The organism is Streptomyces sp. CLCI03 (assembly GCF_053615355.1).
Genome location: NZ_CM132132.1, coordinates 83,809 through 107,871 on the forward strand (window position 1 = coordinate 83,809; position 24,063 = coordinate 107,871).

Sequence of the window (24,063 nt, forward strand, 5' to 3'; positions counted from 1 at the left end):
GCCACGGTGAACGGCGACGGCCGGTTGGCGAAGTAGATCACGAACAGGCGGCCCGCGGACGTGATCCCGATGTCTTCGCCTTCGGAATCTGCGGGCCCCACCGGGCCCCTCGGGTCGGCCGCGGCCGCGTCGAGCAGGTCCCGGACCGTCTCCTCGGCGTGCTCGGGGTGTTCGGGGAGTTCGGGGAGGACCTTCGCGGCCGGTGTCGAGCGGCGGACCCGCGTACGAGTGCGGGCTCACCCGCGGCGCCGGCCGCGCAGCTCGGCCTTGTCCACAAACCCCGTCTCGCAGCGCCCGGAAGCCGTGAACGCGTCGACCGCGGGAGCGGTGTCGGCCGACCTCTCAGGCTCCCGGGCCGCTCGGCCGCTCGGTGGCGGCGGGGACGGAGTCCTCCGTGTAGTAGCGCCGGAGGAGTTCCCGCTCGGCGTCCCGGTGCGGGAACATGAAAAGGATCAGCAACGCACCCAGGGCAACGGCGGCCAGGCCGACGGTGTACGCCCAGTCGTCGCCGTGGAGGAACGACTGCCGTGCCGCCGCGACGATCTGGTCGGCGTACTGGGGGTGCTGCTGAGCGACCTGCCCGGCGGAAGCGAACGACTTCGTCAGCTCGCTCTGAACCTGGTCCGACACGTCCTTGCTCTCGGGGGAAGCGGCGATCGCCGCGCTGAAGGCCGAGGCGTAGCCGGCGGTGAGGAGTACGCCCATGACGGACTGCATGACGGCCCCGCCGAGGTCCCGTTGCAGGTCGGCGGTGCCTGATGCCATGCCGGCCCGTCGCACGGGCACCGATCCGGTCAGCGAGTGGGATGCGGGCGTCCCCGCGAAGCCGGCTCCGATTCCGATGAGCACGTAGGCGAGGCCGATCTGCCAGTAGCTGCTGTCCTCGCCCCAGAACAGCAGCATCCAGGCAAAGGCGAGGAAGAGGAACGTGTAACCGATCAGCAGGGTAGTGCGGGCGCCGCGTGTCTCGACCAGCTTCGCGGACCGTGGTGCCACGAGCACGATCATCACGACGAGGGGGAGGATGGCGGCACCGGCTTCGACGGGGTTGTACGCGAGTACGTTCTGCAGGTACTGCTGGCTGATGAACGCCGACCCCATCATGGAGCCGTACACGATGATTCCCGCGCACGCGGCGACCCAGAACGTACGCCGGCCGGCGATATGGAGGTCGTACAACGGGTTGGGGGCCCGGCGTTGGCGCCAGAAGAACGCCGCTCCGGCAGCCAGGGCGATCACGACGAGGCCGACGACCAGTGCCCCCTGGCCGGGGACGGCGGCGAAATTGATCGCCAGCACCAGTCCCGCGATCAGGAGGACGGACAGGATGCCGCCGAGGTTGTCCACCGGTTCGGCCGACTCGTTGGCGTGTGCGGGGACGAACAGCAGGGCCATGACCAGCGCGACCACGGCGAGGGGCAGAGTGACCAGGAACACCGACCCCCAATAGAAGCGTTCGAGCAGCGCGCCCGCGATCACCGGCCCGAGCAGGGAGATGCCGCCGCCCAGGGCCGACCACAGCGCGATCGACTTCGTCCGTTCCGGCCCCGCCCACAGGGCGGTGATCAGCGCCAGGGTGGTCGGGTAGGCCATGCCGGCCGAGAGCCCGCCGAGAACTCGGGCCAGCACGAGGACGGTGTCGTTCGGCGCGTACGCGGCGAGCAGGCAGGCGGGGACGGACAGAGCGATGCCGAGGAGCAGCAGCAGCTTGCGCCCGTGACGGTCGCCGACCGCACCCAGATAGAGCACCGATGCGGCCAGACCGAGGGAGTACCCCACGGCAATCAGGTTCAGCATGGTCTGGGAGGAGTCGAAGGCCTTCCCGATCGCGGGCAGCGCCACGTTGGCCACCGACAGGTTCAAGTTGGCCACCGCGGCAACGATGATCAGGGACGCCAGAACGAGCGATGCCCGCCCCGGGGCCTCACGCGGAACGTCGATGCGAGGCGCGACGCTTTTCGACATGGAACCTCCGGGGCGAAGTCGGGCTCGGCGAGAGTCTTGCCTGATCCGCCGCGCAGCACATCGCCCCATTGGGATGACACGCGCAAACCTCGTCCTCGATGCCGACCACGCCCCTGACCGACCCCGGCCACCGCACAAGGAACAGCCCCGCGATCCGTCTCAGCGAAGGTTGACCGTCTGACACCCCCGGTCAGGCTCCGACAGGCGCCCCAGCTCCCAAGGGGGAACGCGGCCACCCCGTGTGACTGAGCGCCGTGGAAAGGCCCGTCCGGCGAACTGCACGCTCACTGCCGCGCCACGGACAAGCCGTCTCGCCCATGAGGTGAAGGGCTCGGAAGGCCGGCCTCCGCCACGGGCCGCCGTCCCTCACCGGCCTTCGGCGCCGTGACCGGTCGGATTCCCACTCCCCGCTCTAGTCAAAGTTGACTAGAGTGGCCGTATGACCGCGAAAACGATTCCGATCCTGCCGTGCCTCACCCTCCGGCCCGTCCTCGACTTCTACGTCGCGCTCGGCTTCGAAGTGACCTTTCAGCAACGGAGCCCCAACCCCTACGCGGTCGTGGAGCGAGGAGGTATCGAGCTTCACTTCTTCGGCCTGAAGCAGTACGAGCCGACCCGGTCGATCAGCACGTGCTACGTGGTGACCGACGACGTCGACGGCCTGCACGATGCCTTCCGGACCGGCCTCAAGGCGGCGTACGGGAGGGTCCCCACGCGTGGGCTGCCGCGCATCGGGCCGCTGAAGGACATGTCGTACGGCGTGCGGCAATTCCTCATGACCGATCCGGGAGGCAACTGCATCCGTGTCGGGCGACCGACGGGCGGGGACCCACACCACCGACCCGCACCGGACGAGACCTTCGCCCGTGCACTTCACATGGCGTCCCTGTTCGCGGACTCGAAGGACGACCCGAGCGGCGCCGCGAGGATCATCGATCGCGCCCTCCGCATGAAGGACGAACGACCCACCCCGGTGCAACTGTTCCGCCTCCTGGTCCTGCGAGCGGATACCGCCGGCCGCCTCGGCGACAGCGAGACCATGACGACCGCCCTCGATGAGGCCGCTGCAGTTCACCTCACCCCCGAGGAACAGGAGTCGGTCCACGACGACATCGCACGCTTCAAGGATCTCCGCGGGACTCTTCGGTCGCCATGACGTCCTGCCCCGCGTCGATCACATACTCGACGAGCTCGGCCCTGACGGCCGCGCGGACGGAGATGTCGGTGCTCTCCCTGATCAGCCGCAGAGTGAGGCGCCGCACCATCGCGGCAGCGCCCTCCCCCAGGTCACCGTCGTGGCCGGGCGCCGGCAAGGTGGCGACCACCGCCGCGAGGGTATCCGTGCATGACCGGTCGACCTGGGCGAGGGCCATGAGTGCGTCGTTCCCCGCGGTCCGGGCCAGGTGCGGTGAGGTCGTGAGGATCTGGTCCAGGATGACACCGACATGCGGCCACCGGCCCGGGGCTGCGGCTGCGGTGAGGACGGTCATCGAGCGGGCGATCCGGGAAGCGGGCGGGGCGGGCCGGCCTTCGGCGGCCCCGGACAGAACACTGACCAGTCGCGGTGCCCAGATCGCGGGCGGGTGCGCGGACAGGGCGCGCCCGGGGATGGTGAGGGCCAGGAAGTCCTCCGCGAGCCGGTCCGGGTAGAGGGGTTCGAGGGCCGAATCCGCGAACATCGCGGGGTAGCAGACGGCATGGTCCTTCAGGATCCGCTCGGTCGGGGTGCCCAGTCCGAGACCTGCCACGGTGTCCCATGCCTCGGCGTACGGTGTCGCACCGTGCAACGCGGTTCGAAGGTCGTGCCGCGGGCCGCGATCCGTTCCCGGGCCGGTAGGGAGTACCCCTCGGGGCGGGGCAGGGAAGCGCGCTCCTCGTCGGTGACGATCAGCAGGATGTCGGGGCGACCGGTCATGTCGTGCCCTTCGCCCGCCACGCGTCGACGGGGAGGTCGGACGGCGGTCGACCGCCTCGCGCGCACTGGTAAGGACGTCGTCGAATCTAGGGCGGGAGGTCGGTCGGGACCGTTCGGGACGCGACCGACCACGGCCGGACGGGTGATGCGGATTCGCCCGCCGGGCCCGCACAGGATCGCGAGTACGAGGTCGAGGTGCCGCTCGCGCGGTTTTGTGGGTGACCCGGTCCCGTCGCTCGGCCACGGGCTCGGGTGCTGGTGGACGGGTTCGGCGTGCGGATCATCGCCGCCCGCCCCCGACGCCGCCGAGGTCATAGGCCGGTGGGGTGCGCGTGGCCGGCGTCGACAGGGACAGCGCCGCGTGCTCCCGGTGGGCGGAGACGACCAGGAGGTGATCGGCGGGTTCGCGGCGCCCCGCCGCCCCGTTTTGAGTGCTCCGGCGGCGTGCTGGTGGACCCGGGCGACGGTGGAGTCGACCGACACGGTCCAGTCGATGTCGTCGTCTGCATCCGCGGCGGCCGGGACCGAGGCCGGGACAGGAGCCGGCAGGCATCGGCCGCCGGTCGGGCGAAGCACCTTCGCGGTCGGTCCGCCGCGTGGCGCCCAAGGTCGTGGTCGCGGGCTCGCCGGCCCGGGGCCCGGGGTATGGGGGCCGGCCCTCGTCGTTCGTCGGACTTGTTCCGTACGCTGGCTCCATGCGTACGCGCCCCACCCTGAGCTGGACCCCCGGCGAGGACCTGCGGCCGGGCACCACCGATCCGGGGCCGGTCGCCGACGCGCTGCGGGCCGGCGGCGTGCTGGTGCTCAGCGGAGCGGGCCTTTCCACGGAGTCGGGCATCCCCGACTACCGGGGCGAGGGCGGAAGCCTGCGTCGGCACACCCCGATGACCTTCCAGGAATTCACCACGAGCGCGCACGCCCGGCGCCGATACTGGGCACGCAGCCACCTGGGCTGGCGCACCTTCGGCCGTGCCCGACCGAACGCCGGGCACCGAGCCGTGACCGCGTTCGGGCAGCACGGACTGCTCTCGGCGGTGATCACCCAGAACGTCGACGGTCTGCACCAGGCCGCCGGCAGCAACGACGTGGTGGAACTCCACGGAAGTCTGAACCGGGTCGTCTGCCTTTCCTGCGGCACCTTCAGCACGCGCCGGGAACTCGCCCACCGGCTGGAGGCAGCCAATGCGGGCTTCGAACCCATGGCCGCCCGGCTGAATCCGGATGGTGACGCCGACCTCACCGACGCACAGGTCGGTGACTTCACCGTCATGCCCTGCTCGGAGTGCGGCGGTCTCCTCAAGCCGGACGTGGTGTTCTTCGGCGAGAACGTTCCCCCGCGCCGGGTCGAGCGCTGCCGCGAACTGGTCGACGCCGCGACCTCACTCCTGGTCCTCGGTTCCTCGCTGACGGTGATGTCCGGCCTGCGGTTCGTCCGCCAGGCTGCCCAGACGGGAAAACCCGTCCTGATCGTCAACAGGGACCCCACGCGAGGCGACCGGCACGCCGCCACCCGCGTCGCGCTCCCCCTGGGGGCGACCCTGACCGCCCTCTGCGATGCGCTGAGCATCCCCGTCGACGGCCGGACGGGCGACTGACCCAAGGCCTGCCGGAGCCTGAGCGGCATCGGAGATGTGCCCTGGACGGCGCTGCGGCTTTCCTGAGGCGACAGCCGTGCCCGCGGTCGGCGTCACCCGGTACGAGGGAGATCCTCGGCGCGACCGCTTCGCGTTCCGAAGGTGCCGAAGTGCTCGACCGACCGCATGTCCTTGGCCCGGTGGGCCGTTCGCCTCTCCGTCAGAAGGGAGGTTCGAGATCGCCGCGGCCATCGCTGTGCGGCCCGCAGTCCCAGGGCTCCTCCTGGAAAGGTGCGATGTCGGAGACGTCGTGGCCCCATGTTTCGAGGGCCTTCCATGCAACGCGCCGGTTGAAGTCGTCGCCGCTGGTGTCCAGGATGCGGCGCGCGTGCACGGCGAGGTGATCGCGGTGCCGGGCGAGCGCGGGGTGTTCGGCGACGACGAGCGCGGCGAGACCGGCGGCTTCGCGCACGTCCTCGTGACTGTCCTGCAGGAAGGGCGCGACGGCTCGATAGAGCATCGGGCGCAGGTCCCGGAAGGCCGCCGGCATGGTGCCGGGGGTGAGGAAGCCAGGGAAGTACTGCTCGGTGCGGTCGACGATCTCGTCGGAGGCGTCGTAGGCCGTGGAAGCCAACCAGCTCAACAATGTCGCGCGGATGGGGACGTTGCGATACGGCCGGCGGGTCATGGCCGCCGGGTGGGCGAGGATCCCGGCGACATACATGACGACGGGGGCGGTGGCTTCGTAGATGCTGTTCTGGTGGCCGACCAGCTCGCCCAGTTCCGACAGTGCGGCGACCTGCACCTTGGGATCAGGTTCCAGCAACCGTGCCAGGACTTCGGGAAGGCATTCACCGTTCCCGAAAGCCGTCTGGAGCGAACTCCAATCGGTCTCCTGCAGGACCACCTGGTAGGGCGGCACGTCAGGCTCGCGGGGCGCCCCGGCCTGGGCGCTGCTGTGGTTCACAGGCCAAACCTAGCCCGGACCTCTGACACGATTCCCCTCCGGGCAGTGGGACCCGCGGGCCGTACGGTGCGGGCCGACAGCGGCCCCTCGGCCGGCACGGGTTCGGGTTCCCCTGGTCGGCCCTGGGAGGCCTCGGCCGCGATGAGGGGTGCGTGGTCGTCGTCAGGAGGCGCGCCTCAGGGCCGGTGTCGTTCCTCGCCCTCCAGCAGGAGCCGCTTCTGCGGCTTGCCCATCGCGTTGCGCGGCACCGCCTCGATGAAACGGACCTCGCGCGGACGCTTGTGGGCGGACAGGCGTGCCGCGACGAAGTCGGTGAGTTCGCCGCCGCTGACGCCCTCGGCCACCACGAACGCGACGATCCGCTCGCCGAGGTCGGCATCCGGGACACCCACGACCGCCGCCTCCCGCACCCGCGGATGGTCCAGGAGCGCGTTCTCCACCTCGCCCGCCCCGATCCGGTACCCGCCGGACTTGATCATGTCGGTGGAGGCACGCCCGACGATCCGGTGCACTCCCTCCTCGTCGACGGCCGCGATGTCCCCCGTACGGAACCAGCCGTCATCCGAGTACGCGGCCGCCGTCGCGTCCGGTCGGCCCAGGTAGCCCGAGAACAGCGTCGGCCCCTTCACCTGGAGCTCCCCGATCTCCGCGCCCGCCTCGGCCACGACCCGCGTGGCGATGCCCTCCAGCGCGGTGCCGACCGTACCGGGGGCCACGTCACCACCCGCCCGCCCGCTGACCGTGATCAGCGTCTCGGTCATCCCGTACCGCTCCACGACCCGGTGTCCGGTCAGGTGCTCCAGGTCGCGGAAGACCGGGGTCGGCAGTGCCGCGCTTCCCGACACCAGCAACCGGGCCCCTGACAGGGCTGCGGCCGCTTCCGGCACGGCCGCGATCCGCGACCACACGGTGGGCACGCCGAAGAACAGGCTCCCGCCCGCCGCCGCGGCCTCCGCGTACGCCTCCGGCGTCGGTCGGCCCGTATGCAGCAGCCGACTTCCTGTCCGCAGAGCCCCCAGCACGCCCAGCACCAACCCGTGGACGTGGAACAACGGCAGCCCGTGCACCAGGACGTCCCCCGGACCCCACTCCCAGGCCCCCGCCAGCGCGTCCAGGTCCGCGATGATCGCCGCCCTGCTCAGCACCACGCCCTTGGGCACACCCGTGGTCCCCGAGGTGTAGAGGATCAATGCCGGATCCTCCGCCGCGGACGGTACGGGGCCGGGCTCCGGCGCACGGCGGGCGAAGTCCACCTCCAGGAGCCGGGCGCCCGAGTCCCGCAGGATGTGGTCACGCTCCATCGGCCCGGCGTCGGGGGGCACCGGTACGCACGGCACCCCCGCCAGCAGGCCACCGACCACCGCCGCCACCGTCTCCAGCGAGGCCGTCGCGGTCACCGCGAACGCCGGAACCGGCCCCCACCCCGCGAGATCGGCGGCCACCGCCCCGGCGGCACCCAGCACGTCCTCGTACGACGCGGCACGCCCCGCGACCGACACCGCGTCCCCGCGGTCGCCGAACACCCCGGTCAGAGCAGTCAGCATGACAACACCCCCCAATCGACACCATCACGAACAGCAGCAGGACGACACGACCAACGAAACCACAGGGCCACACGCACCACTCCACCCTTATGATCAACCGAACCCCACCACACCCCCGGCACCGACCGCCCGGCACCGCACTGCTCGGCCGGTCCGGCCCCGGCACCGCACGGCGCGACCCGGCCTCACCCCCGGCCCGGCACTGCGCACCGATCTCGGCACCGCACGGCACCACCCCTGGCACGACCCGGCACGAACAGCCCTGCCCGGCCTCTCGGCCCGGCAGCGGGCGCCTACCGGAACACCAGAGAGAGGAACCACGTGGAAACCGCACGCACCGCAACCCTCATCGCCGCGACGATCGCCTCCGGCCTCATCAGCGGCCTGTTCTACGCATTCAGCGTGGCCGTCATGCCCGGCCTCGCCCGCAGCGGCGACAAGACCCTCGTCGAAACCATGCAGAACACCAACAAAGCCATCCTCAACGGCTGGTTCATACTCGCCTACCTCGGCGCGCCCCTCCTCACCGCCGTCACCCTCGTCCTCCACGCCACCGACCCTGACACCCGCGACGCCATCGTCCCGTTGGCGGTCGCACTCGCCGCCTACGTGGCCACCATGGTCATCACCGGGCGCATCAACATCCCGCTCAACAACGCCCTCGAACAGGCCGGATCCCCCGAACACACCGACACCACCACCGCCCACACCACCCGCACCACCTTCGAAACCCCCTGGAACAGGGCCAACACGTGGCGAACGCTCCTCACCGTCGTGAGCCTCGTCCTCCTCACCTACACGCTCACCCTCCACTGACGGCACGGCACCAGCGGTAACGCGGACGTCGACACCGAGCCACCCCTGTCACGTCCGCCCCACTGCCGGCGATGCCACACCCGACACGGACACCGGCACGAACACGGGCACGGGCACGGGCACCGGCTCGGGCACGACCGTCTACGGTCGCTCGAAGAGCTGCAGCACCCCGCCGACCGAGAAGCACAGCGCACCGGTCAGCGTCCCCCAGTTGGCGATGTCGACGTTGACCAGGCTTCCGGTGGCGGGTCGGGTGAAGGCCGCCAGCGCGGAGATCATGAACAGGATCGAGCCCAACTGGTTCACCGCGACCACCCACCACCCGAGACCTCGGGAGCGGAAGCACGGCCAGGGCCGGTGGCAGATCTCGGCGAACCCCAGATGCCCGGAGATCAGGAACAGCACGCACCCGATCACGTCGGGGGTCCAGATCAGCCGGTTGACCTGACTGACGCTCAGGCCCTCCAGGAAGGAGTCCAGCAGGTTGACGCCGAACACGAGCGTCCCGGTGAACAGGACGAACATGCTCAGCCAGTCCAGCCGCATCGGCTCGTACCCCCACCACCGCCAGCCTGTCGGGGCCTGGAATCCGCCGTCCGGGGCGTGCCGAGGCCCGTTCAGCACCTGCAGCACCGAGACGTAGCCCCCGGTGTTGAAGAACAGGCCCCCTACGAGGTACACCCACGCGCTGACGAGCGGATCGCCCGTACCGAACTGCGCGACCGCGGCTCCGGCGGCGAACAACGCCCCGCCGACGATGAACGCGGTGGAGGCGATGGCGTTGAGCCTGCGTACGCTGCTCAGCGCGCCGGGATCGGCGGTGGCGACCCGGTCGACCGTGTCCCCCGGGCCCCGGACCGACAGCGTGCCGCGCTTGCGCGCCGGCCGTGAATCCCAGACGACCGTGTCGCCCTCGGGACGCCGCCACGTGCGTCGGGTGATGAACGGTCCCGCGCCTTCGACACTTTCCAGAGACTGTCCCACGAGGCGAGACTAGTGCTGAGGCCGGTACCCGCCCGTCAGCGAAACGACCCCTGCGTCCCACCCACCTTCGTGGAGACCTTCTTCCGCCGTTCGCACGGTTCCTGAACACCGGCCTGCTCACCGAGGTCCAGGGCCATAGGGGTGAACACCGCGGGTGGCCCGTCACGAACGTCAAAGCAGATTGTCAGACCTGTATGACCATGTATCAGGTTCTTCCGCGTCAGACCTCCCGCTCCGCGACGAAGGCCTCGCACCGGCTCCCTTCAGGCCTGCCGGAGCCTGCCGAGCGGCGTCGTCTGCGCGAGCAATGGGGTCTGACGACCCAGCAGTTGTCAGTCGCCTTCGGGGTGACCCCGGCCACCGTGCGGTCCTGGGAGTCGGGGCGCACGGTCCCCCGGGGACCCCGGCGAGAGGCTTACCGGCTCTTCCTGGCGGGCTTGGCCCAGCCCGGAGCGAACAACCCCGCCACGAAGCCGGAACGGGATCCGGTCCCCGTGCGGCCCGCCGCGCCGGCCGTCCGCCGGCCACAGCAGGGCCCGGACAGCCCGCCCCTGACACCACCACGCGAAGCAAGGTCGTCACAGCCTCACCGAACCGGCGCCACCGAGCCCCCGCCGCTGCCGGTGGCCCCCGACCGCGGAGAGCAGGTTTCCCCGGAGCGGCTCCGCCGACTCCGACTTCTGGGCGCGGCAGCCTGCGTGTGGTCCCTGGCCTTGTGGGTGATCCTCAGCTGCCCACCCCCTCTGTAGCGGATGACGGCCCGTCCGAGGGCGATCACACGATGTCTGTGACGGTGACCTTCACTGTCACGGGGGATGCGGCGGCGGCCCCGGCGACCGCCCTCCGTACGGCCCGGGGGACGTCGGTGGCCCGGCGCCGTTCGAGGTCTGCCAGAGCTTTCCGACAGTAGGCGCACCGGCGCACGTGAGGATCACATGCCGCGCCTTCCGTACCCTCCCGGACAGATGTCAGGTCACGTCCGCGGGCGAGGAACTCGGGACGATCTTCATCGGATGAGCCGAGGGGCTCGGGGTGGTTCATCGCCATGCGGCCATCGCCTCCGTCAGAACGCGCCGGGCTCTGAAGACGCGCGCCCGGACCGCTTCCGGGCTGATACGAACCTCCTGGGAGATCGATCCATAGGGCCGGCCCTCGATTTCGCGCAGTACCCAGCACACCCGCTGCTCTGAGGACAGGCAGGCCAGAGCCAGGCCCAGATCACGGGCGGCGGCCTGTGATTCGGCGGCCCGGGCGGGCGAGGACCGGTGGTCCGGTGCGGTCGGTTCCGGGACGGTGTCGAGGCCGGTGGACGGTTTGCGGGCACGCAGCAGGTTCAGGCACCGGTTGGTGACGATGCGGTGCAGCCAGGTACCGAAACCCGCATGACCCCGGAACTCGGGCAGCTTGCGCCAAGCACTGATGAAAGCGTCCTGCACGGCGTCCTCCGCCTCTGCGCTACTGCCCATGAGGCGTTCGGCGAGCTGGAGCATGGAGGCCGAATGACGTTGCACGAGCACCTCGAACGCCTCCTGGTCTCCTTCGGCCGCTCTTACGGCCAGCAGTTCGTCGCCGACCGCGGACTCGCCCCCCTGCCCGTCGGTGTCCGATCGCGCCCTCGCACCCGGGCTCGTTCCAGCCGTCACTTCTTCGACACCCCTGACGTCGTCTTCGTTACGGCCGCAGATTCCGGACCGTCGTTCGGGGTGTTCGCAGAAAAGGTGCATAAGGGATGCGCGGCCCCTCAAGCATGCGCACCGCGTCCGTGCCCGGGGGGAGCGCCGGGCTGTACGTGCGGGTGGGGTCCATCGACGTGCTGGTACCCGGACTCGCGTTGCCTTCGCACTTCGTCAGGGTGCGCGGAAGTGATGGATCCGAAGTTTCCGTACCCTCGCATCTCGTGAGGTTGCAGGCCGTCGGGAGGGAACTCGACGGGGTCCCGCTCCTCGCGCACCTCATGGACAGCGCCCTCCTCGGGCAGATGCGGCTGGCTCTCGGGAGCCGGCGGTGGGGGTTCGTTCGCCCGAACCCTTTGGCCCAGCTTGAAGCCGGCGAGCAAAAAGCCGACGATGGCCGATCCGACGAGCAAGAACCATGCAATGTCGCTCAGCGTTGCATCGACGCTCAGATACATGTTCCTCTCCTGACGCCTTCTGATCTGCATTCTTTCGACGCCGTCGAAGGCACCGGCAATTCAGCGCCCCACCTTTCGGCTCGCTCGACGTCCTCGCGACTTTTCGAAGCAGCCCACGTGGCGAAAGAAGGACCGATGGATGTCGCCGCGGCGAGACAAGCGTGTTCCCTCCACACGCCCGCTTCATGCAACTTCTTGACAATCATGATCGCTTCCGCTGCTCGCCATGGATGCATTCCATGCCATGGATCTGCCGCAGTCGAACCTAGAGCGGAACAGAAAGGGAAACCACTTGCATTGTTTGTGCAGTGTCCAGGTGCTCACGTGACGTCCGGCCCACCTTCGCGTGAACCCTGGAGCTCCAGCCGGCTCTCCGAGCCGCGCCCGGACGTGATCACGAGTGCGACGCTTTCGTTGCGGAAACGATGCGACTTTCCCCAGCCGCCACGTGCGGTCACTCTGATCTCCTCGGGCCGAACCAAGCGATCTGCGGGAGCAACGATGACCCTGCGCGACGAACTGCCGGTCGATCACCCCCTCAATCGGGTCTACCGGGTGGGCGCCGCACTGTGCGGACTCCTGCTCCTCGTCTTCGGCTGCCTCGGGTTCGCGGGCAGCCTGTCCGCCTTCGACACCGACGGTCAGCAGATCGCCGGCCTGTCCACCAACGGACTGCTCAGCTCCGTCTCAGTGGTGTTCGGGTTGCTGCTGTTCGTTGCCGCCCTGTTCGGAGGAAACGTCGCTTCGACCGTCAACATCGTCGTCGGAGTGCTTTTCGTACTGAGCGGGTTCGTCCACCTTTTCCTGATCGGCCGGCCCGGGAACATCCTCGACTTCGGCATGACGAACGTGATCTTCAGCTTCCTGATGGGACTGCTCGTCATGACCTTCGGCATGTACGGCCGCGTCAGCGGTGGTCTCCCCCACGACAACCCCTACTGGCAACAGCGCCACCCCGCTCAAGCCGTCGGTGCCACCACCACGAACCGGCCCCGGTTCACGCCCACGGCCCCGGCCCCGGCGGCCAAGCCCCAGCTGCCGCCCGGGCGGTGACGGATCGATGGACGGTGAGGACCCGCGGGTACTGGTGGTGGGAGCCACGGGCGAGTTGGGCACACTCGCGGTCGATGTTCTTCTTCGGTGCGGCGCGCAGGCCGCACTGTGCGGCCGCGACACCGGCCGCCTGGCCGCACTTGCCGAGCGCACCCGCTGCCCGGCCCGCCGTATCGATGCCTACGACCTCGACGGCTGCGGAGCCGCCGCACCTTGGGCGGCCGCCGCGCTCGGCGGACTCGACGGCGTCCTCGTCACCGTCGGCGTGCCTGGCTTCGGGCCCGCGGCCACCACGCCCAATGCCGTCGCCGAGCACCTGATGACCGTGAACGCCCTGTGCCCCATGGCAGTTCTTCGCGGCGCGGCGTCAACCGTCGGCGACGGAGGATTCCTTGCTGCCGTGACGGGCGCGATCGTTGACACCCCCCTCACAGGCACCGCCGATTACGCCGCGGCGAAGTCGGCGCTTTCCTGCTGGCTCGGCGTCCTGGCCCGCGAGGTCCGCAAGCGGCAGGTGGCCGTCATCGACGCGAGGCTGCCCCACATGGCCACGGGTTTCGCCGGTCGCGCCATCTCGGGGCATCCCCCGTCGCTCGCGCGAGCCGCGGACCCCGCGATGGAGGTGTCCGCACTCGTCGATCAGCTGCTCCGCCACCTCCGTCCTGTCCGACAGATACCGGTGGCCGCCCCCGAACAAAGGAGAACCGGTCCGCCGGCCCCGTAGTGAACAGCACGATCAGTTGCACCTGGAGAGAGTCATGTCCACATCCAAGGTGCCGCCGGGAGAGACGCCCCCGGCGGAAGGTTCCACAGGTTCTGCCCACATCGAACGTGCGGACGGAGGGCCCTGGGAGCACCCAGGCGCGTTCTTGGTCCTCATCGTGATCGGTGCGCTCATGGTCGCCGCGTTCTTCATCGCCCGTATCTGGGGGTGGTGATGAGCGCTGCCCGACGCGAGAAGCCGGCCGAGAAGGGCCGACCTCCGGCCGGCACCGGGACGTACGACCCCGTCTTCGGGATCACCACCGGGGCGGTGGCCCGCCACCTGGGAGTCTCGCCGACCACCGTCCGTTCCTGGGAACAGCGCTATGGCATCGCGCCCGCGGCACGCGAAGGAGGAAGGCATCGCCGCTGGACGCCCGAGGACGTGGCCATGCTGGACGAGATGTGCAAACTCACCTCGACCGGAGTCCCGCCGGGCGAGGCAGCCCGGGTGGCCATCGCCCATCGCGCACCCACAGCCCCCGAGGCCCCTCGATCGCCCGCCGAAACGATCCCGCATGCCGCGAGAGCACAATCGACACACTCGTCCACCGCGGGCAGTGGCCTGCCCCTCGGTGCGGTGCGGCCGGAGTGCCGCGGACTGGCGCGCGCTGCTGTCCGCCTCGACAGCCCGGCCATCGAAGCCATGCTCGATGACGTCATGCGCGACCACGACCTCGTCACCGCCTGGGACGAGGTGATGGCACCCACCCTCCACGCGGTGGGCCGCAAATGGGGAACGACGGAGGACCGGTACGTGGAGGTGGAGCACCTGCTGTCCTGGCATGTGTCGACCGCACTGCGCAAGGCATCCGTCTCTGCTTCTCGGGAGGACGTGGACGGCGCGCCCGTCCTGTTGGCCTGCACGCCCGCCGAACAGCACACGCTCCCTCTCGAGGCGTTGGCCGCCGGACTGGCCGAACGCGGGCGGCCGATGAGAATGTTCGGCGCAGCCGTTCCGGCCGATGCCCTGGACGAGGCGGTACGCCGCCTGGGGCCTGTGGCCGTGGCACTGTGGTCGCAGTCCCGCACCACCGCCGACACCGCCCTCGCCCGGCGGGTCGCGCAGACCGGATTCGGACTCAAGGGCGCTCGCCACGCTCCGCGAGTCCTGCTCCTGGGCCCCGGCTGGCCCGCGTCCGCGGTCGGGGCGGGCATGTCCCGGCCCAAAGGCCTGCGCGAAGCGATCGAAACGGTCTCTCGTCTGTACACGGAGCCCGCCGCCCGTGCCACAGCCTGAGGGACACCACACGTGCGCGACTCGGCTCCGCCGCTCGCCACCGGAGAGGAACACGGCCGTCCCGACTCCCCACCGCTTCGGGGCTGTGCCGGTGCGTCCCCCACCCGCTGATCGTCCACATCGGCGGTGCGGAGCAACTGGACGACTGGGTCCAGGAGGTGCCCGCGACGGCGCGCCTGCCGGGCCGAACGCTTCTGGCCGGGGCCGCTCACGCTGGTCCTGCGCCGCGGTCCTCGCGTGCCCCTCGAAACGACCGGTGGCTTGGAGACGGTCGCCGTGCGCGTGCCCGACCACCCCGTCGCGCTCGCGCTGCTGTCGGCCTTCGGCGGCGGTGTCACGGCCCCGTCCGCCAACCGTTTCGGCGCGGTCAGCCCGACGACCGCGGACGACGTCCGTGCCGAACTCGGTGACTCCGTCGACTTCGTGCTGGACGGCGGCACCTGCGAGGTCGGAGTCGAGTCCACCATCGTCGACGCCACCGGTGAGGTCCCGACCATCCTGCGGCCCGGCGGAGTGACGCGCGAGGACCTCGAAGCGGCGCTCGGGTACCGGCTCACGGTCCCCTCGACCAGCGGCATCCGGGTTCCGGGCCGGCACCCGTCCCACTACGCGCCGCGTGCGCGAGTCGTCCTCGTCGAGCCGGAGAAGGTCGTTGCCGAGGCCGAGCCCGCACAGGAACTGGGGCACCGTGTCGGTCGCAGGCCCGCTGTCGGTGACGGCCGTCCCCCCGCCCCTGTGTACGGGTCTCACCTGGTCGTGCGCTCCACCCGCCCGTCAGCGAAACGAGCCCTCCCCACGCGTGCCATGACCCGGGTGGTGGAATCCCGGGTGCCGGAGCCTCGGTGAACACGCACAGTGGGTGGTCAGGGCGAGACGACCGCCCGGAACGGCACCGGATCGGCACCGGAACGGAAGTGCGGCGCATGGCCTCAAGCACACCCGACCACGTCATCGTCCTCTTCGGCGCCACGGGAGACCTGGCCCGCCGCAAGCTGCTGCCGGGCCTGTTCCACCTCGCCAAGGCGGGGCTGATGCCCCGGCGCTACCGCATCGTCGGCTCCGCGCCGGCGGCCGAGGCCCTGAGCGACGAGGATTTCCGCGCCCACGCGCGGCAGGCCGTGACCGAGTTCGGCCGTTCGCGCCCCGAAGGCCCCGTATGGCAGGAGTTCGAGTCCTCCCTGTCCTTCGGCTCGGCCGACCCCAATGCCCCGGAGCCGCTGGTGGCGGCTGTCCGGGCGGCGGAGCAGGCCGTCGGTGGCACTCCGCGACGGCTCTTCCACCTCGCCGTTCCGCCCGTAGCGTTCACCTCGATGGTCGAACTCCTCGGCGCGACGGGGCTCGCCCAGGACGCCCGGGTCATCGTGGAGAAGCCCTTCGGCACCGACCTCGCGTCCGCCCGCGCGCTCAACGGGGCCATCCATGCCGTGTTCGACGAGTCCCGGGTGTTCCGCATCGACCATTTCCTCGGCAAGGAGGCGGTCGACAACATCCTCGCCCTCCGGTTCGCCAACGGTCTCTTCGAACCCCTGTGGAACCGCGAGCACATCAGCCATGTGCAGATCGACGTACCCGAGCAGATCGACATCCAAGGCCGGGCGCACTTCTTCGAGGGCACCGGAACCTTCCGCGACATGATCGTCACTCATCTGTTCCAGCTGCTCGGGTTCGTCGCCATGGAACCGCCGGTGGTCCTCGACCCGCAGTCGCTCCGGGACGAGCAGGTCAAGGTCTTCCGCAGCATGCGACCGCTGGACCCGGCCCACGTCGTCCGCGGACAGTACACCGGCTACCGCGCCGAGCCCGGGGTCGATCCGGCCTCCGACACCGAGACCTTCGCCGCCCTGCGCGTCGAGATCGACAACTGGCGCTGGGCCGGTGTCCCCTTCCAGCTGCGCTCGGGCAAGGCGCTGGCCGAGGGCCGGCACGTCGTGACCCTGGGGTTGCGCGAGCCCGTCCTCGGCATGTTCCCCCTCAACGCGCGGGCCGCCGTCGACGGGCGGGGCAACGAACTCGTCATCGACTTCGCCGATCCCGGCTCCATCACCGCACGGTTCCTCGTCAAGGAACCCGGCCCCACCATGCGGTTGGCGGAGGCCGACATGGTCTTCGGCTATCAGAGCTCCTTCACCGCCGACAACTCCCTGGAGGGATACGAGCACCTCCTCCTGGAGGCCATGCTCGGCGACCAGTCCTTCTTCACCCGGTCCGACGGCATCGAACGCCTGTGGGAGATCTCGGCCCCGCTGCTGGACTCGCCGCCTCCCGTGGAGCCGTACGCCCCCGGAAGCTGGGGGCCGGACAGCATCGACGCACTCGTCGCCCCGCACCGCTGGCACCTTCCCGACCGGCCGACACCGTTGTGACGGACGACGGACGGACGGTGAGTCCGGAACGAGGTGATCGCTGATGCGCGGGGCACCCGGCGAGGGAACGGCCTTGGGAACGCCTCCGGATCTGGCGGCCGACCCGTTGATCGAGTTGGTGACGCGCACGGCGACCGCCGTGCTCCGGCCCGATGCGGAGCGCATCGCCGTGGAAGGGGTCTCCGGCGCCCGGTTGGACGCGCCGGCGCGGTGCGGTGCCTACGGGATCCTCGGGTACGAGCCGACGCCCGGAAGCGGTTGCACCGCGAACCAGGTGGTCCGTGAGGTGCACGAGGTCCTCTCCGCCGTCGATCCGTCCACCTGGTTCGTCCACACCCAGCACTTCGCCCTGGTGAAGGCGCTGAAGAAGAGCGCCGACACCGCTCAGCGGGACCGCTGGCTGCCCGACCTGGCCACGGGCGCACGGCGGGCGACGGCCGGCTTCGCGTATCTGCGTCATCCGCGGCCGCCCGTGTCCGCGGAGCGCTGCGCGCGGGGGTGGCGGCTTCGTGGCCGTGTGCCCTGGATGACCGGCTGGGGCCTCGCGGAGATGGCGCTCGTCGGAGCCGTCACCGCCGATGACCGGGCCCTGATCGTACGCGTGGACACGGGCCCCGGCATGGCCGTGGTGGCGTCGCCGCCGCTGTGGGCGATGGGCGCGACGCACACGGCGGCCGTCGAGCTGCGGGATGTCGTCGTTCCGCCGGAGGACGTGATCTCCGTCGAGCCCAGGCCGGACTGGGCCCGGTCCTACGATCTGGAGAACGCGAACGCCAACCCGGCCGTCTTCGGGCATCTGCGTGCGGCCGTCGATCTGTTGCCGGCGGTCGCGCCGCGGGCCGGGGCCACGTACGAGACCCTCGCCCATCGGCTGGCGGAGGAGGCGGCCCGGCTGCGCGGTGAGGCGTACGCGATGCGGGACGAGCCGGCCGCCGAGCAGGGGGTACCGGCCCGGACCGAGGTGCGGGCCGCGGCCTTGGACCTGGGGTGCGGGCCGCCACCGCCTGTGTGGCGGCGACGGGAGGGCGTGCGGTGCAGTACGGGAACACGGCGGGCCGGCTGACCCGGGAGGCCCTCTTCCACCTGATCCAGGCCCAGACCTCGCAACTACGGCAGGCCACCGCCGAGGTGACGCTCCGAGGGATCCGAGGCGGCCGGCGCGAGCGGCCGGCGCCGTCGGACGTACTGCGTCAGAGGGGTTGGAGCCGCCGGCGCAGGAGGCAGAACTCGTTGCCTTCCGGATCGGCGAGGACGTGCCAGCCTTCGGTTCCGGTCTGGCCCACGTCTGCGGGCCTGGCACCGAGGGCGAGGAGGCGTTCCAGCTCGGCGTCCTGGTCGCGGTCGGTGGGGTTGACGTCGATGTGCAGGGGGAGCTTCCCGGTTCGCGGGTCGCTGCTGGGGCTGAGGACGAGGGTGGGCTGCGGTCCACCGAAGCCGACGTCGGGCGGCCCGATCTCGATGCTTCCGTCGTCCTCCCGGCCGAGTTCGACGTAGCCGAGGACCTCGCTCCAGAACGCGGCGAGTCGGTCGGGGTCGGCGGCGTCGATGACCAGTTCACTGATGCGGCATGCCATGCCCGCCAGTGTAGGGAGGGCGGCGTCGGGGAGTCAGCCGTCAGCCGCGCGTCGGTCCGCGCGGCGGCCGTCCGCGCGGACGACCTCGCCCCGCGGCGGGAACATGGCGCCGCGGGGCGAGGTCAGGGCGCGGGTGCTACGCGGTCGGGGCGGCGGGGTGGAAGTTGATGCGCTCGCGCACCACGGGGAAGCCGGCCTTGGCGAAGTTGGCGGCCATGGGGAAGTTGCCCCGGTCGGTGGCTCCGGTGACGGCCTCGGCGCCGTGCTCCACCAGGAAGTGGGTGCACTCCGCGAGCAGGTCGTAGGCGTAGCCGCGGCCGCGGTGCTCCGGGAGGACACCGATGAAGCCGATGGTCGGTCCAGAGGGGTTGTGCGCGGGGATGTGGATGCCGGCCAGGTCGCCCTCGGGTGTGCGGGCGACCTGCCACCACTCGCGCGGGGACGGGCACCAGTGGAAGAAGTCGAGCTCCTCCTGAGCCGCCTGGTCCAGGCCGCCTTCCGCGATGGCCTTCAGCGAATGGGCGTCGAGTGTGGCCGCGTGGATGCGGCGCAGCGCGTCGAAGAAGACCGCGTCGTCGGCTTCCGGGGCGAAGACGAGGCGGCCGGGCCGCTCGGGGAGTCCGCGCTCCGGGGTCCAGCGGTACAGGAACCGCTCCACCAGGAGCTCGTAGCCCGCCGCTCGGGCGGCGGCGAAGCGTGTCTCGGCGGCGGTGGCGAGGTCCGGGTGGTCCCGCCAGTCGCCGGGGAGGTTGATCTCGAGTTCGACCTGCCAGGGGGCGGAGCGCAGGAGTTCGGCCCCTGCCTCCACCTCGCCCTCGGCGACGTCGAACCAGTTGACGTTGACGGGTTCCTTGTCGTCGGTGCCGCCCCACCAGGCGCCGCGGGCGACGACCGTGCCGTCGCGCAGGGCGACCCGCTTCCAGTCGGGGCGGTGCGTGGTGCGCTCGTGGGAGGCGCGGGCGTTCAGCGGGTCGGGGTGTGCGTGGAACAGCTGGGCGTCGCTCTCGTCGAGCGCGCGGATGACCAGATCGGTCATGGATTCCTCCGGGATGTGTACTGCGTGGAGCGCTCCCGGGTTCGGATCAGACGAGCCACACCGGGGTAACGGGGAGGGAGCGCTGGGTGGTTGAGCACTGCACGGCACTCGCCTCCTTCCGTTCGCTCGTGCGATGTGGTCCGAGCCCGGACGATACTTGATCATCGGCAGGTGTGTCCACGTCTTTTGCGGGGCGGAGCGGTGTCCCGGCCGCCCGTGGGGTGGTGGCGAGAAGTCACTTGGAGAGGAGACCGGTTGAGGCGGGCCATGCGATTCACCGTGACGTCGGCGGAGCTGATCAAGGTGTACGGCCTCGACGGCATCACCTGGTTCCCCCATCAGCGCAGTACGGGTGTCGACGCCCGTACCGGCGCCTTCCTCGCTTCGGTGCGACTTCCCGAGTCGGTCGTGTTCGCCGCCCGCACGGACGTCGAGGACCGTACGGTCCGGGGGTCGACGCGATCACCCTCGGAACCCGGTTCGAGCACTACGGGCTCCGGTGCCCCGAGGAGAGTCGGCAGTGGTGGGCCCTCGGGTACCTGTTCACGTCGTTGCTCGCCCTGGATCCCGTATCGGGCAGGGTGTACGCGTTCCCGGAGGGCGCACTCGGTCACGTCGCGCTGCATCGGGACGTCGAGTCGCTCGTGTTCGCGTTGATCGAGCTGCGCAAGGTCGAGATCGATCACGACAACGGGGTGTCCCCGGAGGAACTCGCCGCCCGCTTCCGGGATATCGTCGGGAGGTTCGACCCGACAGCGTTCGCCGACGAGGAGTCCCCGTGGAACCTGGCCGTGACTACTCCCCCACCTAAAGGTGGGGGCTTCTCGCTAAGCCGGTTGAGCTTTGCGACGGGCCAGCCCAGCCCGCAGAACGTTGGAGGCCCCCACGATGTCGGCGTGCGCTTGATGGCCGCAGCCAACGCAGTGGAACTTCTCCTGTGTGGGCCGGTTCTCCTTTGCGACATGCCCGCATTCGGGGCAGGTCCGGGAGGTGTTGCGGGGGTCCACGGCAATCACTTCCCGTCCGGCACTCTCAGCCTTGGCGTGCAGGATCGCGAGGAACACCCCCCATCCGGCGTCGGCGATGCTGCGGTTGAGCCCGGCCTTGGCGGCGGCCCCGTTGGGCAGGAAGCTGCCCGGCGACCCGGGGTCCGGCTTCGGTGCAGGGGCCTTGCTCATGTTGCGGATCCTGAGGTCTTCATGCGCGATGAAATCGTGCTCACGGACCAGGGTGAGTGCGGTCTTGTGAGCGTGATCGAGGCGTTGGCGGCGGACCTTGCGGTGCAGGTCGCCGACCTTGGCCACGGCCTTCTTACGCCGGTTGCTGCGGCGCTTGCACCGGGCAAGGGCCTGCTGTGCTGCTTCGAGCTCAGCGGCGGCTTTCCGGCCGTGCCGGGGATTGATGATGTGCTCGCCCTTGGAGGTGGTGAGGAACGAGGCGATGCCCATGTCGATGCCGACGATGCTGCCGGTCGCAGGCAGCGGCTCGGGCTGTGCCTGCTCGGCGGTCAGCACCACGTACCAGCGCTTGCCTTCACGCTTGACCGAAACGGTCTTGACCTTCCCGGCCACCGGCCGGTGCTGCTTGACCTTGACGTGACCGACACCCTGGAAGCGGACGCGGGTCTGCGCATCGTGTGGCGTGCTGTCCCAGCGGCATCCGTCGCCATCCTTGGGGAAGTCAACGGTGTCGAACCAGTTCACCCCACGGAAGCGCGGGTGGCCGGGCGTCTCCCCGGACTTGATCCGGCGGAAGAACGCGGCGAACGCCTTGTCCAGACGGCGCAAGGTGGCCTGCTGGCTGGAGAACGACCAGCGGCCCTGACGCTCCGGGTCGAACGCGCGGATCTCCTTGAGCTGCCCGGACTGCATCCCGTACTTGATGCTCGTCTTCGAGGTGTGCCGGTAGGCATCACGGCGTTCTTGGAGGGCGCCGTTGTAGAGGCCGCAGTGGTCGCGCAGCATCTCGCCGAGCGCGATCGTCTGGCCCACGGTGGGCCGCATGAGGAACTTGTACGCACGGATCACCCGACCCACCCCCTTCCTGGTCGGTTCGTTGATCCTACTATGTTTGGCGTATGTCACCACGCTGGGAACCAAACCCCGACATCCGTACCGGTCGGCACGTCTCCTACAACCTGCACGCACACTTGGTGTTCGTCACGAAGTACCGCAAGGGCGTTTTCGATGACGACATGCTCGGCCGGTGCGAAGAGATCATGCGAGAGGTGTGCGGCAACTTCGAGACCGAGTTGCGCGAGTTCAACGGCGAGTCCGACCACGTGCATCTGCTGGTGCACTATCCGCCGAAGGTGGCCCTGTCCAAGCTCATCAATTCGCTCAAGGGCGTCAGCTCGCGGTACCTGCGCGCCGAGTACACCGGCCGGATCAACCGGATCGGGATGGGGTCGGTGTTCTGGTCCCGTTCGTACTTCGCGGGGAGCTGCGGCGGAGCGCCGCTCAGCATCATCCGTCAGTACATCGAGGGTCAGGCACATCCGACAACCTGACCGTCACCCCGGAGGCGCAGGGAACTCCGGCGCTTCGCGCCTCCGGGGTAAGGATGCGTTTCCCTCCCCGGCTGAAGCCGGGGATACCCACGCAAGGAGAGAGATGGGCTGTATCGCCGTCCTGAGCACTTCGCCGACGTGGCGGAGCGGTTGCGGGCGGTCGCGACCGAGGTTGCCGTGCCCGAGCTGCACCGGGGTTCGCTGCTCGCCGATACGGCCGTGGTCCAGGCCGCCGTCGACGCGCTGCGGGAGCCCGCGGTCGTGCTCGGCCATTCCTACGGCGGTTCGGTGATCACCGGGGTGCGCGGAGCCGGACACCTGGTGTACCTGGCGGCCTTCGTGCCGGATGCCGGTGAGAGTGCGGCCGGGCCGGGTGGGGCGTCGGCGCGGCTCCGGGACGCGATCCGGTCCGAGCCCGACGGCTCGACCAGCCTGTGCCCCGACCGGGCCGCCGCCGCCCTCTACAACGACTGTCCCGCACCGCTCGCCGCCCGGGCGGTCGGCCTCCTGCGCGCCCAGGCCCCCGGCTGCGGGCGAGGAGTCCCCGAGTCGCAGAGTTGGCGGAACGCCCCTTCCACCTACGTCGTCTGTGGCCAGGACCGGGCCGTCGACCCGGGCCTGCAGCGCAGGATGGCCGCGCGGTGCACCGACGTGCGCGAGTGGTCGACGGGCCACTCGCCCTTCGTGGGCCGGCCCCGGCTCGTCGTCGGGCTCCTGCGGGAGCTGCTCGCGACGACTCCCCTGTGACGCCGTCCGCTTCCGGGAATTCTCTGGTCCCCGCGGCCTTGACCTGCGACTATCTGCGGATGCTTATCCTTGCCGACGATCTCGGCCATCTTTCCTACACCGTCACGGGCGAAGGTTCACCCGTGGTGCTCGTCCACGCCGGCGTCGCCGACCACACCATGTGGGACGCGGTCGTGCCCGCCCTCGCGGAGCGTTACACCGTCATCCGCTACGACCTGCGGGGCTTCGGCGAATCCGCTCCTCCGGCCGGGCCGTTCAGGGAGACCGATGACCTGTGCCGTCTGCTGGACCACCTCGGTCACGAGAGCGTCCGGCTCATCGGCGCGTCCTGGGGCGGGCGGGTGGCCGTGAACTTCGCGCTCGCCCACCCGGGCCGGGTGCGGTCCCTGACGCTCCTCGCCCCGCCGTGGCCCGGCTATGACTGGTCCGCGGACATGGTGGCCTACGACGAGGCCGAGACGGCGGCCCTGGCGGCGGGTGACCTGGACGCCGCGGTCCGCGTGAACCTGGACATGTGGCTGCGCGGGCCCGGCCGCGGTTGGGAGGACGTCGCCCCGGGGCTGGCCGAACGGCTCCGGATCCCGGTGCGGACGTCGTTGGTCCACCAGGACGCCGTCGGGGAGCACTCGCAGGGTGGCCCGGCGGGCGACATCGCCTCGATCGCCGTGCCCACGCTGGTGGGGATCGGCCTGCTCGACGTCCCGGACTTCCAGGAGATCGCCCGCCGGTACGCCGCCCGGATCCACGGGGCCACGCTGGTCGAGTTCCCCGACGCGGCCCACCTCATCGCACTGGACGCGCCCACCGAACTCAGCACGGCTCTGGAGTCGTTCCTCGCCGAGTCCTGAGTGCGTCCGATGAAGGTCCGGCCGCCCGTGGAGGG

General features: G+C 70.4%; 23 protein-coding genes and 2 pseudogenes. 15 read left to right on the forward strand and 10 right to left on the reverse strand.

Annotation, left to right across the window (positions count from 1 at the left end):
* Positions 1–342: 342 nt before the first annotated feature.
* Positions 343–1,965, reverse strand: a complete 1,623-nt coding sequence (locus tag ACWG52_RS00415) for an MFS transporter (RefSeq protein WP_389803075.1) — start codon at positions 1,963–1,965, stop codon at positions 343–345.
* A 439-nt stretch (positions 1,966–2,404) separates the two neighbouring features.
* Between ACWG52_RS00415 and ACWG52_RS00420 the strand changes: the two genes are divergently transcribed.
* A complete protein-coding gene (locus ACWG52_RS00420; protein WP_390166058.1) occupies positions 2,405–3,121 on the forward strand; it encodes a bleomycin resistance protein in 717 nt (238 codons plus the stop codon).
* On the opposite strand, the gene ACWG52_RS00425 is transcribed toward ACWG52_RS00420, so the two are convergent.
* Positions 3,087–3,713: a hypothetical protein gene (locus tag ACWG52_RS00425; RefSeq protein WP_389803069.1), complete on the reverse strand. Its 627-nt coding sequence runs from the start codon at positions 3,711–3,713 to the stop codon at positions 3,087–3,089. The genes ACWG52_RS00420 and ACWG52_RS00425 overlap by 35 nt on opposite strands.
* A gap of 862 nt (positions 3,714–4,575) precedes the next feature.
* Between ACWG52_RS00425 and ACWG52_RS00430 the strand changes: the two genes are divergently transcribed.
* Positions 4,576–5,475, forward strand: a complete 900-nt coding sequence (locus ACWG52_RS00430; protein WP_389803067.1) for an NAD-dependent protein deacetylase — start codon at positions 4,576–4,578, stop codon at positions 5,473–5,475.
* Between the two features lie 199 nt (positions 5,476–5,674).
* Here ACWG52_RS00430 and ACWG52_RS00435 read toward each other — a convergent pair whose 3' ends face one another.
* Positions 5,675–6,376, reverse strand: coding sequence for a hypothetical protein (locus ACWG52_RS00435; RefSeq protein ID WP_453127421.1), 702 nt, complete (start codon positions 6,374–6,376; stop codon positions 5,675–5,677).
* Positions 6,377–6,597: 221 nt separating this feature from the next.
* The gene (locus ACWG52_RS00440; RefSeq protein WP_389803058.1) at positions 6,598–7,965 is read right to left on the reverse strand and encodes an AMP-binding protein; all 1,368 of its coding nucleotides are present in this window, start codon (positions 7,963–7,965) and stop codon (positions 6,598–6,600) included.
* A 321-nt stretch (positions 7,966–8,286) separates the two neighbouring features.
* Here ACWG52_RS00440 and ACWG52_RS00445 point away from each other — a divergent pair, with 321 nt between their 5' ends.
* Complete coding sequence (locus ACWG52_RS00445) at positions 8,287–8,781, forward strand: anthrone oxygenase family protein (RefSeq protein WP_389803055.1); 495 nt, start codon at positions 8,287–8,289, stop codon at positions 8,779–8,781.
* Between the two features lie 141 nt (positions 8,782–8,922).
* On the opposite strand, the gene ACWG52_RS00450 is transcribed toward ACWG52_RS00445, so the two are convergent.
* Positions 8,923–9,765 (reverse strand): hypothetical protein, encoded by an 843-nt coding sequence (locus ACWG52_RS00450; RefSeq protein ID WP_453127423.1) that lies wholly within the window; start codon positions 9,763–9,765, stop codon positions 8,923–8,925.
* A gap of 200 nt (positions 9,766–9,965) precedes the next feature.
* Here ACWG52_RS00450 and ACWG52_RS00455 point away from each other — a divergent pair, with 200 nt between their 5' ends.
* The gene (locus ACWG52_RS00455) at positions 9,966–10,514 is read left to right on the forward strand and encodes a helix-turn-helix domain-containing protein (protein ID WP_453129102.1); all 549 of its coding nucleotides are present in this window, start codon (positions 9,966–9,968) and stop codon (positions 10,512–10,514) included.
* Positions 10,515–10,802: 288 nt separating this feature from the next.
* On the opposite strand, the gene ACWG52_RS00460 is transcribed toward ACWG52_RS00455, so the two are convergent.
* Together ACWG52_RS00460 and ACWG52_RS00465 are read right to left on the reverse strand one after the other, a co-directional pair.
* Entirely contained in the window at positions 10,803–11,327 is a 525-nt protein-coding gene (locus ACWG52_RS00460) for an RNA polymerase sigma factor (RefSeq protein WP_453129103.1), read from the reverse strand.
* A 179-nt stretch (positions 11,328–11,506) separates the two neighbouring features.
* Positions 11,507–11,926 carry a DUF6479 family protein gene (locus tag ACWG52_RS00465; RefSeq protein WP_453127425.1) on the reverse strand — a complete coding sequence of 140 codons (420 nt, stop codon included), beginning with the start codon at positions 11,924–11,926 and terminating at the stop codon, positions 11,507–11,509.
* 471 nt (positions 11,927–12,397) lie between these two features.
* Between ACWG52_RS00465 and ACWG52_RS00470 the strand changes: the two genes are divergently transcribed.
* The 7 genes and pseudogenes from ACWG52_RS00470 to ACWG52_RS00500 all read left to right on the forward strand — a co-directional run bounded on the left by ACWG52_RS00470 (position 12,398) and on the right by ACWG52_RS00500 (position 18,377).
* Positions 12,398–12,949 (forward strand): DUF4383 domain-containing protein, encoded by a 552-nt coding sequence (locus tag ACWG52_RS00470; RefSeq protein WP_389803044.1) that lies wholly within the window; start codon positions 12,398–12,400, stop codon positions 12,947–12,949.
* 7 nt (positions 12,950–12,956) lie between these two features.
* Entirely contained in the window at positions 12,957–13,673 is a 717-nt protein-coding gene (locus ACWG52_RS00475) for an SDR family NAD(P)-dependent oxidoreductase (RefSeq protein WP_390139115.1), read from the forward strand.
* Between the two features lie 34 nt (positions 13,674–13,707).
* Positions 13,708–13,887, forward strand: a complete 180-nt coding sequence (locus ACWG52_RS00480) for a DUF6480 family protein (RefSeq protein ID WP_389803038.1) — start codon at positions 13,708–13,710, stop codon at positions 13,885–13,887.
* Positions 13,887–14,951 (forward strand): MerR family transcriptional regulator, encoded by a 1,065-nt coding sequence (locus ACWG52_RS00485; RefSeq protein WP_389803036.1) that lies wholly within the window; start codon positions 13,887–13,889, stop codon positions 14,949–14,951. The genes ACWG52_RS00480 and ACWG52_RS00485 overlap by 1 nt, the downstream gene beginning before the upstream one ends.
* Positions 14,952–15,052: 101 nt before the next feature.
* Positions 15,053–15,647: pseudogene (locus ACWG52_RS00490) on the forward strand (L-threonylcarbamoyladenylate synthase); the annotation flags it as partial.
* 227 nt (positions 15,648–15,874) lie between these two features.
* Complete coding sequence (gene zwf / locus ACWG52_RS00495; RefSeq protein WP_389803033.1) at positions 15,875–17,314, forward strand: glucose-6-phosphate dehydrogenase; 1,440 nt, start codon at positions 15,875–15,877, stop codon at positions 17,312–17,314.
* A gap of 43 nt (positions 17,315–17,357) precedes the next feature.
* Positions 17,358–18,377, forward strand: coding sequence for an acyl-CoA dehydrogenase family protein (locus tag ACWG52_RS00500; protein ID WP_453127429.1), 1,020 nt, complete (start codon positions 17,358–17,360; stop codon positions 18,375–18,377).
* 127 nt (positions 18,378–18,504) lie between these two features.
* Here ACWG52_RS00500 and ACWG52_RS00505 read toward each other — a convergent pair whose 3' ends face one another.
* Together ACWG52_RS00505 and ACWG52_RS00510 are read right to left on the reverse strand one after the other, a co-directional pair.
* Positions 18,505–18,888: a VOC family protein gene (locus ACWG52_RS00505; RefSeq protein ID WP_033216865.1), complete on the reverse strand. Its 384-nt coding sequence runs from the start codon at positions 18,886–18,888 to the stop codon at positions 18,505–18,507.
* A 136-nt stretch (positions 18,889–19,024) separates the two neighbouring features.
* Positions 19,025–19,924 carry a GNAT family N-acetyltransferase gene (locus tag ACWG52_RS00510; RefSeq protein WP_389803029.1) on the reverse strand — a complete coding sequence of 300 codons (900 nt, stop codon included), beginning with the start codon at positions 19,922–19,924 and terminating at the stop codon, positions 19,025–19,027.
* A 224-nt stretch (positions 19,925–20,148) separates the two neighbouring features.
* Here ACWG52_RS00510 and ACWG52_RS00515 point away from each other — a divergent pair.
* Positions 20,149–20,649: pseudogene (locus ACWG52_RS00515) on the forward strand (SUKH-4 family immunity protein); the annotation flags it as partial.
* A 102-nt stretch (positions 20,650–20,751) separates the two neighbouring features.
* Here ACWG52_RS00515 and ACWG52_RS00520 read toward each other — a convergent pair.
* Positions 20,752–21,951, reverse strand: a complete 1,200-nt coding sequence (locus ACWG52_RS00520) for an RNA-guided endonuclease InsQ/TnpB family protein (RefSeq protein ID WP_390166052.1) — start codon at positions 21,949–21,951, stop codon at positions 20,752–20,754.
* Positions 21,952–22,001: 50 nt separating this feature from the next.
* On the opposite strand from ACWG52_RS00520, the gene tnpA reads away from it, so the two are divergent.
* The 3 genes from tnpA (at position 22,002) to ACWG52_RS00535 (ending at position 24,028) form a co-directional block, all read left to right on the forward strand.
* Positions 22,002–22,433 (forward strand): IS200/IS605 family transposase, encoded by a 432-nt coding sequence (tnpA, locus tag ACWG52_RS00525; RefSeq protein WP_389803021.1) that lies wholly within the window; start codon positions 22,002–22,004, stop codon positions 22,431–22,433.
* A gap of 150 nt (positions 22,434–22,583) precedes the next feature.
* Complete coding sequence (locus tag ACWG52_RS00530) at positions 22,584–23,180, forward strand: alpha/beta fold hydrolase (RefSeq protein WP_390139221.1); 597 nt, start codon at positions 22,584–22,586, stop codon at positions 23,178–23,180.
* 59 nt (positions 23,181–23,239) lie between these two features.
* Entirely contained in the window at positions 23,240–24,028 is a 789-nt protein-coding gene (locus ACWG52_RS00535; protein WP_390139112.1) for an alpha/beta fold hydrolase, read from the forward strand.
* Positions 24,029–24,063: the final 35 nt, after the last annotated feature.

What these genes read in the sequence shown, in the direction of transcription:
- ACWG52_RS00505 (WP_033216865.1), bottom strand. Translation starts at nt 18,888, where the DNA reads ATGGCATGCCGCATCAGTGAACTGGTCATCGACGCCGCCGACCCCGAC.
- ACWG52_RS00430 (WP_389803067.1), top strand. Translation starts at nt 4,576, where the DNA reads ATGCGTACGCGCCCCACCCTGAGCTGGACCCCCGGCGAGGACCTGCGG.
- ACWG52_RS00480 (WP_389803038.1), top strand. Translation starts at nt 13,708, where the DNA reads ATGTCCACATCCAAGGTGCCGCCGGGAGAGACGCCCCCGGCGGAAGGT.
- zwf (WP_389803033.1), top strand. Translation starts at nt 15,875, where the DNA reads ATGGCCTCAAGCACACCCGACCACGTCATCGTCCTCTTCGGCGCCACG.
- ACWG52_RS00415 (WP_389803075.1), bottom strand. Translation starts at nt 1,965, where the DNA reads ATGTCGAAAAGCGTCGCGCCTCGCATCGACGTTCCGCGTGAGGCCCCG.
- tnpA (WP_389803021.1), top strand. Translation starts at nt 22,002, where the DNA reads ATGTCACCACGCTGGGAACCAAACCCCGACATCCGTACCGGTCGGCAC.
- ACWG52_RS00500 (WP_453127429.1), top strand. Translation starts at nt 17,358, where the DNA reads ATGCGCGGGGCACCCGGCGAGGGAACGGCCTTGGGAACGCCTCCGGAT.
- ACWG52_RS00510 (WP_389803029.1), bottom strand. Translation starts at nt 19,924, where the DNA reads ATGACCGATCTGGTCATCCGCGCGCTCGACGAGAGCGACGCCCAGCTG.
- ACWG52_RS00455 (WP_453129102.1), top strand. Translation starts at nt 9,966, where the DNA reads ATGTATCAGGTTCTTCCGCGTCAGACCTCCCGCTCCGCGACGAAGGCC.
- ACWG52_RS00475 (WP_390139115.1), top strand. Translation starts at nt 12,957, where the DNA reads ATGGACGGTGAGGACCCGCGGGTACTGGTGGTGGGAGCCACGGGCGAG.
- ACWG52_RS00440 (WP_389803058.1), bottom strand. Translation starts at nt 7,965, where the DNA reads ATGCTGACTGCTCTGACCGGGGTGTTCGGCGACCGCGGGGACGCGGTG.
- ACWG52_RS00535 (WP_390139112.1), top strand. Translation starts at nt 23,240, where the DNA reads ATGCTTATCCTTGCCGACGATCTCGGCCATCTTTCCTACACCGTCACG.
- ACWG52_RS00470 (WP_389803044.1), top strand. Translation starts at nt 12,398, where the DNA reads ATGACCCTGCGCGACGAACTGCCGGTCGATCACCCCCTCAATCGGGTC.
- ACWG52_RS00465 (WP_453127425.1), bottom strand. Translation starts at nt 11,926, where the DNA reads ATGCAGATCAGAAGGCGTCAGGAGAGGAACATGTATCTGAGCGTCGAT.
- ACWG52_RS00420 (WP_390166058.1), top strand. Translation starts at nt 2,405, where the DNA reads ATGACCGCGAAAACGATTCCGATCCTGCCGTGCCTCACCCTCCGGCCC.
- ACWG52_RS00485 (WP_389803036.1), top strand. Translation starts at nt 13,887, where the DNA reads ATGAGCGCTGCCCGACGCGAGAAGCCGGCCGAGAAGGGCCGACCTCCG.